The organism is Mesorhizobium sp. 131-2-1, from assembly GCF_016756535.1.
Lineage (GTDB): Bacteria > Pseudomonadota > Alphaproteobacteria > Rhizobiales > Rhizobiaceae > Mesorhizobium.
This window is the reverse complement of sequence record NZ_AP023247.1, coordinates 6751126-6763089: the sequence shown is the minus strand read 5'-3', so window position 1 is coordinate 6763089 and position 11964 is coordinate 6751126. Positions and strand designations below refer to the sequence as shown.

At 65.2% G+C, this 11964-nt stretch carries 11 protein-coding genes and 1 riboswitch; of the genes, 7 read left to right on the top strand and 4 right to left on the bottom strand.

The annotated features are described in order from the left end of the window. Positions 1-97: 97 nt before the first annotated feature. The gene (locus tag JG743_RS32470) at positions 98-616 is read right to left on the bottom strand and encodes a GcrA family cell cycle regulator (RefSeq protein WP_202296582.1); all 519 of its coding nucleotides are present in this window, start codon (positions 614-616) and stop codon (positions 98-100) included. A 357-nt stretch (positions 617-973) separates the two neighbouring features. On the opposite strand from JG743_RS32470, the gene JG743_RS32465 reads away from it, so the two are divergent. The 4 genes from JG743_RS32465 to JG743_RS32450 all read left to right on the top strand — a co-directional run bounded on the left by JG743_RS32465 (position 974) and on the right by JG743_RS32450 (position 5298). Further along, positions 974-2173, top strand: coding sequence for an aspartate aminotransferase family protein (locus JG743_RS32465; protein ID WP_202296580.1), 1200 nt, complete (start codon positions 974-976; stop codon positions 2171-2173). Positions 2174-2190: 17 nt separating this feature from the next. Next, positions 2191-3102 carry an ornithine carbamoyltransferase gene (argF, locus tag JG743_RS32460; protein ID WP_202296578.1) on the top strand — a complete coding sequence of 304 codons (912 nt, stop codon included), beginning with the start codon at positions 2191-2193 and terminating at the stop codon, positions 3100-3102. A gap of 78 nt (positions 3103-3180) precedes the next feature. Next, positions 3181-4215 (top strand): Hsp33 family molecular chaperone, encoded by a 1035-nt coding sequence (locus tag JG743_RS32455; RefSeq protein ID WP_202296576.1) that lies wholly within the window; start codon positions 3181-3183, stop codon positions 4213-4215. Positions 4216-4386: 171 nt separating this feature from the next. Next, positions 4387-5298, top strand: a complete 912-nt coding sequence (locus JG743_RS32450; protein ID WP_202296574.1) for a c-type cytochrome — start codon at positions 4387-4389, stop codon at positions 5296-5298. Between the two features lie 71 nt (positions 5299-5369). Here JG743_RS32450 and apaG read toward each other — a convergent pair whose 3' ends face one another. Continuing rightward, complete coding sequence (gene apaG / locus JG743_RS32445) at positions 5370-5762, bottom strand: Co2+/Mg2+ efflux protein ApaG (protein ID WP_202296572.1); 393 nt, start codon at positions 5760-5762, stop codon at positions 5370-5372. Between the two features lie 226 nt (positions 5763-5988). On the opposite strand from apaG, the gene JG743_RS32440 reads away from it, so the two are divergent. After that, positions 5989-7143 carry a ceramide glucosyltransferase gene (locus JG743_RS32440; RefSeq protein WP_202296564.1) on the top strand — a complete coding sequence of 385 codons (1155 nt, stop codon included), beginning with the start codon at positions 5989-5991 and terminating at the stop codon, positions 7141-7143. 11 nt (positions 7144-7154) lie between these two features. Here the strand turns inward: JG743_RS32440 and JG743_RS32435 are convergent, their stop codons facing one another. Next, on the bottom strand, positions 7155-8342 hold the full coding sequence (locus tag JG743_RS32435; RefSeq protein WP_202296554.1) for an O-succinylhomoserine sulfhydrylase: 1188 nt from the start codon (positions 8340-8342) through the stop codon (positions 7155-7157). Between the two features lie 58 nt (positions 8343-8400). Then, positions 8401-8478: riboswitch (SAM riboswitch) on the bottom strand. 82 nt (positions 8479-8560) lie between these two features. On the opposite strand from JG743_RS32435, the gene JG743_RS32430 reads away from it, so the two are divergent. Next, positions 8561-9655, top strand: coding sequence for a 2'-deoxycytidine 5'-triphosphate deaminase (locus JG743_RS32430; protein WP_202296552.1), 1095 nt, complete (start codon positions 8561-8563; stop codon positions 9653-9655). 179 nt (positions 9656-9834) lie between these two features. Continuing rightward, a complete protein-coding gene (locus JG743_RS32425; protein ID WP_202296550.1) occupies positions 9835-10608 on the top strand; it encodes an ABC transporter substrate-binding protein in 774 nt (257 codons plus the stop codon). A gap of 173 nt (positions 10609-10781) precedes the next feature. Here the strand turns inward: JG743_RS32425 and araD1 are convergent, their stop codons facing one another. After that, positions 10782-11774 (bottom strand): AraD1 family protein, encoded by a 993-nt coding sequence (gene araD1, locus JG743_RS32420; protein WP_202296548.1) that lies wholly within the window; start codon positions 11772-11774, stop codon positions 10782-10784. Positions 11775-11964 lie beyond the last annotated feature (190 nt).

The following is an 11964-nucleotide window of genomic DNA, read 5'->3' as shown; positions in this document are numbered from 1 at the left end:
TAGGCAGTAGGCAGTAGGCAGTAGGCAGTAGGCAGTAGGGTAAGAAAGCCCTCGCCAGCCCGGCTCAGAACATACCTGCCTACTGCCTACTCCCTAACTACCTGTTCCGCCTGCGCTCCGCCGCCGGCTGGAACGCCACCCTTGCATGATATTTGCAGTACGGCCCGGTTTCGCCGGCGTCGTTGCCGCAGAAGTTGAAGTCTTCCGACAGCGGGTCGCCATTCGGCCATTTGCAGGTGCGTTCGGTCAGCTCGACCAGCTGCAGATGCCGCGAGATCGGCACGACCACGTTTTCCACCGGGCGGATGTAGTGGCGCGCCACCGGCTCGGCGTCGAACTGCGCCTGCAGCGCGGTCGCGCCGATCGAGGTGGTGACATGGCGCGTGGCGGTAGCGGCGCGCGATACCGATTTCTGGATGGACGATCCCTGCACGGTCTTCTTCTGGCGCGCTGGGCTGGCCGTCGCGCGGCCGCGGCCCGACAGCTTCAGGCGATGCACCTTGCCGATGACCGCATTGCGGCTGACGCCCCCAAGCTGTGCGGCAATCTGGCTGGCGCTCAGCCCTTCCGACCACAGTTTCCTGAGAAGTTCGACCCGCTCGTCAGTCCAGTTCATGAGACCGCGCTCCTGCTGAGGCGTGCGGCGATCGGAATCCCTTCCCGTCCCGGCTCTCGCCGGGCAGACAACACCACATATATCGGGTGATTAGGTCCGCCGCACGAAATCTAGTTATTTCTCGACTACAAATACCTCATGCGCTGACTCGGTGACAAGAGTCCCCGGGGCAACACGAATCGGTTTTTCCGGTTTTCCCCAACTTGCCGGCCGCTTATGAACCGGCAGCTCGTCGGGGGCGTGCCGCGCGCCCATGCGCGACGTTTTCGTTGACTTCATGGCCGAAAAACACGATAAGCCGCAAAGGCCGCCGCTTTGGCGGCTTTTTTGATTTTCCGGTTCCGGAGACGCAATATAATGAGCGGTTCGGCGCTTTACGAGACCTTTGCTCGCGCACCCCTGGCCTTCGACCGCGGGGAGGGGACCTGGCTGGTCACCGACAAGGGCGAGCGATATCTCGATTTCGCCGGCGGCATCGCCGTCAATTCACTCGGCCACAGCCATCCGCATCTGGTGTCGGCGCTGACCGAGCAGGCCGCGAAGCTGTGGCATGTTTCCAACCTCTATGAGATTCCGGAGCAGCGCCGGCTCGGCGAACGGCTCGTCGAGGCGACCTTTGCCGACAAGGTGTTCTTCACCAATTCCGGCGCCGAGGCGCTGGAATGTGCCATCAAGACGGCGCGGCGCTACCATTTCGTCAACGGCCATCCCGAGCGTTTCCGCATCATCACCTTCGAAGGCGCCTTCCACGGCCGCACGCTGGCGACGATCGCCGCCGGCGGACAGTATAAGTATCTGGAAGGCTTCGGCCCCAAGGTCGAAGGCTTCGACCAGGTCGGCTTCGACGACATCGATGCGGCGGAGAAGGCGATCACGCCGGAGACGGCCGCCATCCTGATCGAGCCGGTGCAGGGCGAGGGCGGCATCCGTCCGGTGCCGACGCAGTCACTGAAGCGGCTGCGGCAGCTTTGCGACCAGCACGGCCTGCTTCTGATCTTCGACGAGGTCCAGTGCGGCATCGGCCGCACCGGCAAGCTGTTTGCGCATGAATGGTCCGGCGTCACCCCGGATCTGATGGCGATCGCCAAGGGCATCGGCGCCGGCTTCCCGCTGGGCGCGTGCCTCGCCACCGACGAGGCAGCAGTCGGCATGACCGCCGGCGTGCACGGCACCACCTTCGGCGGCAATCCGCTGGCGATGGCGGTCGGCAACGCCGTGCTCGACGTGGTGCTGGAGGAGGGCTTCCTCGAGGACGTCCAGCGCAAGGCGCTGCTCCTGAAACAGGGACTGGCCGGCGTCGCCGATGAGTTTCCCGAGGTCATCGAAGGCATCCGCGGAACCGGCCTGATGCTCGGCCTGAAATGCGTCATGCCCAACACCAAGGTCAACATGGCGCTGCGCGACCAGCATCTGCTCGCGGTCCCGGCCGGCGACAACGTCATCCGCCTGCTGCCGCCGCTCACCGTCACCGACGCCGAGATCGGCGAGGCGCTCGACCGCATCCGCGCAGGTGCCCGGGGCCTGGCGGATGCCATCGCCTCGGCCGCCGCGAAGTAATTCCGGAACCATTGCCGATGTCCGTTCGCCATTTCACCGACCTCTCCGCCGTTTCCGAAGGCGATCTGCGCTTCATGCTTGACGACGCGGTGGTGCGAAAGGCCAGGCTCAAGGCCGGCGAGCGCACCAGGCCGCTCGAAGGCAAGGTGCTGGCGATGATCTTCGACAAACCGTCGACCCGCACGCGCGTGTCCTTCGACGTCGGCATGCGCCAGCTTGGCGGCGAAACCATCATGCTGACCGGCACCGAGATGCAGCTCGGCCGTTCCGAGACGATCGCCGACACGGCCAAGGTGCTGTCGCGCTATGTCGACGCCATCATGATCCGCACGACCTCGCATGAGCGGCTGCTGGAGCTGACCGAGAACGCCACGGTTCCCGTCATCAACGGGCTGACCGACGACACCCATCCCTGCCAGCTGATGGCCGACATCATGACCTTCGAGGAACATCGCGGTCCGGTGGCAGGCAAGACCTTTGCCTGGACCGGCGACGGCAACAATGTGCTGCATTCGCTGCTCGAGGCCTCGGCGCGGTTCCGCTTCAACCTCAACGTGGCCGTGCCGGAAGGCAGCGAGCCCGACGAGAAGCACATCGACTGGTCGAAGGCCAATGGCGGCAAGCTGAACTTCACCCGCTCGGCCGAGGAGGCTGTCCACCAAGCCGATTGCATTGTCACCGACTGCTGGGTGTCGATGGGCCAGGAGCATCGCGCGCGCGGCCACAACGTCTTCCTGCCCTATCAGGTCAATGCGGCGCTGATGGCGAAGGCCAAGCCCGACGCGCTGTTCATGCACTGCCTGCCGGCGCATCGCGGCGAGGAGGTGACCGACGAGGTCATCGACGGCCCGCATTCGGTGGTGTTCGACGAGGCCGAGAATCGGCTGCACGCCCAGAAGGCGGTTTTGGCCTGGTGTCTGGGAGCTTGATCTCCGGAGGTGTGATGCCTATCTGCGGCGCATCACGCAAATCGAGCGCGTTTGGACGCATGCCCCCAAAAGGGCGGCATGGCCGCGCCCCGGAGCTTTGTCATGTTGGAAACCCGTCAAGTGACTGAACATCACCCGCAACTCGGCGAATTCGGCTATGCCGGCGACGATCACGTCGTGCCCTTCGAGGTCGCCCCGCTCGACGTGCGCGGCCGCACCGTCCAGCTCGGGCCGATGCTCGACGCCATTCTTGCCCGCCACGATTATCCGGAGCCGGTCGCCCGCCTGCTGGCGGAAGCCTGCGTGCTGACGGTGCTGCTTGGCACTTCGCTGAAGTTCGAGGGCAAGTTCATCCTGCAGACCCGCACCGATGGGCCGGTCGACATGCTGGTGGCGGATTTCTCCACGCCGCATGCGCTGCGCGGCTATGCGCGCTTCGATGCCGACCGGCTGCAGGCGCTGACCGCCGCCGGCGAGGTCTCGCAGCAGACGCTGCTCGGCAACGGCGTGCTGGCGCTGACCATCGACCAGGGCGTCCACACGCAGCGCTATCAGGGTATCGTCCAGCTCGACGGCTCCTCGCTGGAGGAGGCCGCGCGCACCTATTTCCGCCAGTCGGAGCAGATTCCGACCGATATCAGGCTGTCGGTGGCCAAGCTGGTGACCCCCGGTCCCGGCGGCGCCCGCGAGCAGTGGCGCGCCGGCGGTCTTCTGGCGCAGTTCCTGCCGAAGGCGCCGGAACGCATGCGCGTGCCGGATATTTCCGGCGGCGACGGCGATCCGCGCGAGGCGGTGCATGATCCGGCGGACAATTCCTGGCAGGAGTTGCTGGCGCTGCTCGGCACCATCGAGCCAACCGAACTGATCGATCCGACGGTCGGCGCCGAGCGGCTGCTCTACCGGCTGTTCCACGAGCACGGCGTGCGTGTGTTCGGCGGCGTGCCGGTAGCCGACCAGTGCTCGTGCTCGCGCGAGAAGATCCGTGGCATCCTCGCGGGCTTCTCCGCCGACGAGATCAAGGACAGCACCGAGGATGGGGGCATCCACGTCGCCTGCGAGTTCTGCTCGACGCAGTATGACTTCGATCCGACGGAGTTCGGCGCCGCTCAGTAAGGCTCACGCCCTCACCGGTTTGCCATGCAGACCGGTGAGGGCATCGCTTGTGGTCGTGACTATGACCGCTGGGGGTGCGCTTGCTAGTCGCACCCCTTTCGAACAATATCTCTCTGCGCCGGTTGCCGGTGGATATTGAGGGATTTTGCATCGGCGCTCTTGGGCGCCTCTATGTACAAACTCTTCAAGATCTTCCTATGGCTCGCATGCATTGTTGTCGCCATCAGCGCGGCGGGTGTCATCTATGCCGTTGTTGGAAGCCGGCAGAAGCTCGATCGCGTCGTAGACCTGAACGTCCAGCCGGTCACCGCCGCCACCAGCTCTGCCGCGCTTGAGCGCGGCAAATACCTTTTCGACTCCCGCGGCTGCGCCGAGTGTCATGGTCCCGACGGTGCCGGCAAGGTCATGCTCGATTCAGGAGGCTTCTTCGTGAAGACCCCCGACATCACCCCGGCCGCGGGCAGCGTCGTCGCCAACTTCACCGATCTCGACTGGGTCAAGGTCATCCGCCATGGAGTGAAGCCGGACAACCGGCCGCTGCTCGTCATGCCCAGCGAGGACTTCGCCCGCTACACGGACGACGATATCGCGGCCATCATCGGCTATGCCAGAAGCCTGCCCCCTGCCACCGGCACCCCCGCCGAGTTCCGTATTCCGCTTCTTGTTCGGCTGCTCTATGCGCTTGGCTTCGTCCGCGATGCCGCGGAAAAGGTCGACCACACCTTGCCTCCGCCGCAGCCAGTTGCCGCCACAGATGTGCTCGCCCATGGCGCCTATGTCGCCAATGCCTGCATCGGCTGCCACAATCCGTCCCTCAGCGGCGGCCCGATCGAAGGCGGCCCCCCCGATTGGCCGCCGGCGGCCAACCTGACTCCCGGTGAAGACAGCGCCATATCGCGTTACCCTACCGAAGCCGCGTTCGCCGCAATGTTCAAGAGCGGCAAGCGCCCGGACGGCAGCGTCGTAAGCAACGTCATGCCCTTCGCAATGCTCAAGGAATTCAGCAGCGAGGATGTCGCGGCTGTCTACGCCTACATCAAGACGCTTCCGCCCATGAAACCCGGTGAGAAAAAGGGGCCTTAGGCTGCTCATGGAGTAGAAGGCGGCGCTTCGACAGTAGCCCGGGCCGCGATGGTAGGGTTGCGAGCTGGATATCAGTTCACCGTCCGCCGCGTGCCCGGCAGGTCGAGCGAGAAGGCGGGGATGGCGACGTCGAACGTCTCGCCCCGCTTGTTGCGCATCGTGTAGTGGCCGACCATGATGCCCGACGGCGTCGAGAGCGGGCAGCCGGAGGTGTACTGGTAGCTGTCGCCGGGATTGAGCTCGGGCTGGTCGCCGACGACGCCGGCACCGCGCACCTCCTCCACGCGGCCGCTGCCGTCGGTGATGTGCCAATAGCGCGACAGCAGCTGCACGAACTCGTCCGACTGGTTGTCGATGGTCACGTGATAGCCCCAGACATAGCGGTTCTCCGACGGATCGGAGCGATCCTCCAGATAGAACGGCCTGACCTGCACTTCGATTTTGCGCGTGACGGCGCGGTACATGAGCTGCTCCAAACAGTTCGGGAACTTTCGGCTCGCTCCGCTATCAGGTCAACGATGCGTGATGCCCATCCCTTCCGTCCTTATGCGCACGTGCCGGCAAACAATGTCATTTAAGTGACACACGACAATGATGGTGTGCGCGGACCGTGCCGGGCGACTCATCGCTCTGTCGACTTGTTCAAGACGGCCATTCCCAGGCCGGCTTTTCCGGAGTGACCAGACCTCGATGGACCTGATCGCCATAGCCGCTGCCCTGCTTTCGATAGCCTTGCTTCTCGTCAATCTCGCCAGCATCCTGTTCGCGGCTTTCAGGCTTGAGCCGCCGCGCGGCGTGTCGCGGCCGGCCGGCCGGACGCCGCCGGTGTCGATCGTCATCCCCTCGCGCGGCATCGAGACGTTCACGCAGGAGACGCTCCAGCGCGCCTTCACGCTCGACTGGCCGCGTTACGAGCTCGTCTTCTGCGTCGCCCATGGCGACGATCCGGTGGTCACGCTGATAAACAGGGCGATTGCCCGGTTTCCCGAAGTGCCGGCGCGGCTGCTGGTCGGCGACGACCGCGTCAGCGCCAATCCGAAGCTCAACAATTGCGTCAAGGGCTGGGAGGCGGCGCGCCACCACTGGGTGATCCTCGCCGATTCCAACGTGCTGATGCCGCGCGACTATATCGAGCATCTGATGGCCGCCTGGCGGTCGGACACCGGCCTGGTCTGCTCGACGCCGATCGGCTCGCGGCCGGATGGTTTCTGGGCCGAGGTCGAATGCGCCTTCCTCAACACGCTGCAGGCGCGCTGGCAATATGCTGGCGAGGCGCTCGGTCTCGGCTTTGCCCAGGGCAAGAGCATGCTGTGGAACAAGCCCATGCTCGACGCCAATGGCGGCATTCGCGCCCTCGCCGCCGAGATCGCCGAGGACGCCGCCGCGACCAAGCTGGTCAACGGGCTTGGCCTTCGCGTACATCTCGTCGCTTCGCCCTTCGAGCAGCCGCTCGGCGAGCGCAGGTTTGGTGAGATCTGGTCGCGCCAGGCGCGCTGGGCGCGGCTGCGCCGCGTCACCTTCCCGCTGTTCTTCGCGCCGGAGATCATGACCGGTGCGGCGCTGCCGCTGCTGTTCGCGCTGTTGGCGGCGGCTCATTCCGGCGTCAGCCTGCCGGCCACCGCGCTTTGCGTGTTGGCGTTCGCCTACCTGCCGGAATGCGCGCTCGCCTGGGCCAAGGGCTGGTATCTATCGCCGCGCATCGTCGCCGCCATGATCGTGCGGGACGCGATGCTGCCGGCGATATGGGCGCGCGGCTGGCTGGGCGGCGCCGTCGACTGGCGTGGCAACGCCATGACCATCGGCACCAAGGCGGCCGAACTGCAAGAGACGCCGTCGAGCGCCTGACCGGCGCCTGTCTATTTCGCCGACTTCAGCGCCTGCTCGACATCGGCGAGCAGATCGTCCGCATCCTCCAGGCCGACCGAGAGCCTGAGCGTGCCTGGGCCGATACCGAGCTCGGCGCGCGCCTCGTCGCTGAGGTTCTTGTGCGTCGTCGTCGCCGGATGGGTGATCAGGCTCTTGGCGTCGCCGAGATTGTTGGAGATCAGCACGATGTCGAGCGCGTTCTGGAAGGCGAAGGCCGCCTGCTTGCCGCCCTTGACGTCGAGGCAGATCAGCGTCGAGCCGCCCGACATCTGCTTCCTGACGATCTCGGCCTGCGGGTGGTCGGCCCGGCCCGGATAGATGACACGGGCGATCTCCGGCCGTTCGGCCAGGAAGTCGGCGATCTTGCCAGCGCTTTCCGTCTGCTGGCGCACGCGCAGCGGCAGCGTCTCCAGCCCCTTGAGCAGCGTCCAGGCGTTGAACGGCGACAGGCTGGGGCCGGTGTGGCGGAAATAGTCGTGCAGGTTCTCGTCGATCCACTTCTTGTCCGACAGGATGACGCCGCCGAGGCAGCGCCCCTGGCCGTCGATGTGCTTGGTCGCCGAATAGACGACGATATGGGCGCCGAGCTGCAAGGGTTTCTGCTGCAAGGGCGTGGCGAAGACATTGTCGACGATCAACCTGGCGCCGATCGAATTGGCGAGCGCGGCGACGGCAGCGATGTCGACCACTTCCAGCGTCGGGTTGGTCGGGCTTTCGAGGAAGAACAGCTTGGTGTTCGGCCTGACCGCCTTTTCCCAATTGGCGATGTCGGTGCCGTCGACCAGCGTCGCCTCGATGCCGTATCGCGGCGCCAGCGTCTCGACCACCCAGCGGCAGGAGCCGAACAGCGCCCGCGCCGCTACGATATGGTCGCCGGCCTTGGCGCTGCACAGCAGTGCCGCGCTGACCGCCGCCATGCCGGAGGCGGTGGCGCGCGCGTCTTCAGCACCTTCCAGCGCGCACATGCGCTTCTCGAACATGTCGACGGTGGGATTGGCGTAGCGCGAATAGATGAAGCCCGGTTCCTCGCCCTTGAAGCGGGCTTCCGCCGCCTGCGCCGTCTCATAGACATAGCCCTGGGTGAGGTACATCGCCTCTGATGTCTCGCCGAAGCCGGAACGCAGCGTCCCGCCATGCACGAGTGCCGTCTGAGGCTTCCAGTCACGCTTCTTCGTCATCGCTCTACTTCCAGATACAAAAAAACCGGCCGCGAAAAGTCGCAACCGGTCCATACGGCCTTGCGGCCCGACGGTCCTTTAGCGACTTGTTTAACGTGGCTGCAAGCCGACCGGCCAAATCACCACGGGATAACGACCCTTTAGACCCGCACCGCGCTTGCGTCAATTGCCGGCTTCATTAAGAGGTTTGTACCAGCGGCCTTGGAGCGGAGCCAGCTTTGCGGCAGACAGGCATTCTTCCCGATCAGGACATTTCCGCGCTGTTCCAGTCCGGCGCGCTGAAGTCGCCGCGCGCCCTCGATGCCGACCAGGTCCAGCCGGCCAGCCTCGACCTCAGGCTGGGCGACACGGCTTTCCGCGTGCGCGCTTCCTTCCTGCCCGGGCCTGATCATCTTGTGGCAGACAAGCTCGACCGGCTGAAGCTGCACGAGATCAATCTCGCCGACGGCGCCGTGCTGGAGACGGGCTGCGTCTACATCGTGCCGCTCATGGAAAGCCTGGCACTGCCGGCGAATGTCTCCGCCTCGGCCAATCCGAAAAGCTCGACCGGGCGGCTCGACATCTTCACCCGGGTGATGACCGATCGCGGCCACGAGTTCGACAAGATCGCCGCCGGCTATCACGGCCCGCTCTATCTCGAGGTCAGCCCGCGCACCTTCCCGATCGTCGTGCGCGCCGGCTCGCGCCTGTCGCAGATACGCTTCCGCACCGGCAACGCGCTGCTGTCGGAGAATGAGTTGCGCGACCTCCACCATGCCGAGATGCTGGTCGCCACCGAGCCGCCCAACATCTCCGGCGGCGGCATCGCGCTGTCGATCGATCTCGACGGCGACAAGGACGGGCTGGTCGGCTATCGCGGCAAGCACCACACCGGCCTTGTCGATGTCGACAAGCGCGCCGCGCAGGACGTCGTCGACTTCTGGGAGCCGCTCTACAAGAGCGGCGCCGGCGAACTGGTGCTCGATCCGGACGAGTTCTACATCCTGGTCAGCCGCGAGGCGGTGCATGTGCCGCCGCTCTACGCCGCCGAGATGACGCCCTTCGATCCGCTGGTCGGCGAATTCCGCGTCCATTATGCCGGCTTCTTCGATCCGGGCTTCGGCCATTCGGCGGCCGGCGGCACCGGCAGCCGGGCGGTGCTCGAAGTGCGCAGCCACGAGGTGCCCTTCATCCTCGATCATGGCCAGATCGTCGGGCGCCTCGTTTACGAGCACATGCTGAAGCGGCCGCGGGCGCTCTACGGCAGCGATCTCGGCTCGAACTACCAGGCGCAGGGCCTGAAGCTCTCCAAGCATTTCCGCGCCGCGCGCTAAAGCAATTCCAGGAAAAGTGCGCAGCGGTTTTCCGTCCGGAATTGCGTGAAAGCAAAATGGTCAGAGCGGAAACCGCTCGGCCCCATCGTCAGCATCAGACTCCGCTTGCCCGGTTCGGCGCGCCATGCTTGGCTGTCGCCCAACCCGTCAAGGTGACGGAAATGAAGGGGAAGATGACAATGCGGATTTCGAGATGGATCCTGTCGGCGGCCGCTGCCGCCATGCTGACGGTCGGCGCCGGCACCTTGTCGGCGCAGGCGGCGGAAAAGGTCAAGATCGGCACCGAGGGCGCCTATCCGCCGTTCAACACCATCACGCCGGACGGCAAGGTCGAGGGCTTCGACATCGACATCGCCAATGCGCTGTGCGCGCAGATGAAGGTCGAATGCGAGATCGTCACCCAGGACTGGGACGGCATCATTCCGGCGCTGCAGGCCAAGAAGTTTGACGCCATCATCGCCTCGATGAGCATCACCGAGGAACGCAAGAAGCAGGTCGCCTTCACCCACAAATACTATACGACGCCGCTGGCGCTGGTGGCGCCCAAGGACAGCGAGCTCACCGCGACCGAACCGGCGGCGCTCGCCGGCAAGACGGTCGGCGCCCAGGCCTCGACCACCCAGGCCGACTATGCCCAGGACGCCTACGGCAAGGCCGGCGCCGAGGTCAAGCTCTACCCGACACAGGAAGAGGCGATCACCGATCTCCAGAACGGCCGGCTCGACGCCGTCATTTCGGACAAGTTCGTGCTGGTGGACTGGCTCAAGAAGGCGAGCGACGGCTGTTGCAAGCTGGTCGGCGACGTCAAGGGCACCGAGACCGAAGCCGGCATCGCCGTGCGCCTGGACGACACCGCGCTGCGCGACAAGCTCAACGCGGCCATCGACGCCATCGTCGCCGACGGCACCTACAAGAAGATCCAGGCCAAGTATTTCGATTTCGATATCTATTGAGGTTTGAGCCTCTTCCTTCTCCCCTTGTGGGAGAAGGTGGCCGAGCGCAGCTCGGCCGGATGAGGGGTGCTCCAGCTTGACGCCGACGGCGATCCTTCGCGCACCCCTCAACCGTCTCGGCGCTGCGCGCCGATCCACCTTCTCCCACAAGGGGAGAAGGGGAAGGCTGGAGCTTACAGCGCCTTCACCGCCACCTTCACCGGCTTCTCGATCTCGAGCGGGTTGCGCAGCGGCAGGCCGAAATCCTTCGCCTCGATCTCGAAAGTGTCGCCGGCCTCGGTCTTGACGCCGTCGGCGAAGGACAGCGTCGCGGTGCCGAACATGTGCACATGCACGTCGCCCGGCTGGCGGAAGGCCGAATATTTGAAGTGGTGATGCTCGAGGTTGGCGATGGTGTGCGACATGTTCGCCTCGCCCGACAGGAACGGCTTTTCCCATAGCAGCTTGCCGTCGCGAAGGATGCGCGAGGAGCCCCTGATGTCCGCAGGCAGGTCGCCGATCAGGATCTCCGGTCCGAACGAGGCGTTGCGCAGCTTGGAGTGGGCGAGGAACAAATAGTTCACCCGCTCCGTCACATGGTCGGAGAACTCGTTCGACAGGGTGAAGCCGACACGGAACGGCGCGCCGTCATCGCCGATGACATAGATGCCGGCGATCTCCGGCTCCTCGCCGGCGTCCTGCGCGAAGGCGGGCGACATCAGCGCCGCACCGGGCGCCACCGCCATCGTGCCGTTGCCCTTGTAGAACCATTCCGGCTGCACGCCGATCTGGCCTTTCGCCGGCTTGCCGCCCTCGAGCCCCATGCGGAACATCTTCATGGAATCGGTGAGCTGCTCCTCGCCGTCGGCGCTGAGCTTCTTGTGCATGGAATCGCGCGTCGCGGCGGAGCCCAGATGTGTGAGGCCCGTGCCTGTGAGATGCAGATGCGCGGGATCCGGATGGTTGATCGGCGAGACCAGCCGTCCCTTCTTGTAAACGGCATCGAGATCGACGGTTTCGCCGAAACCCTTGCGCTCGATCAGCGCCACGAGGCCGGTGCCGGTGCGGGCCGCCTCCATCGCCAGCGAATAGACGCTGCGGGCGCCGTTGATGATCCGGGTCTTGCCGCCGTTGCGGGCGACGACGCGGATCGTCTCGGCGTCGTCGAGGATCTGGGAGATCAGCATGATGAACCCTCTCTCTTTTGCCTTGGCCCGGCCGCCGATTGGCAAACCCTGACCGTCGCGGCCCGGAACAGTTCCGCGCCACGGTTGAAACTCTTCGTCCGGATTGCGCTCGCGAGCCTGGTCCTTGCGGGACTTCTTTGGCGCCGGCGGGTTGCCGGCAGCTTCGCGATCTGGACCCGTATGCCTCCTG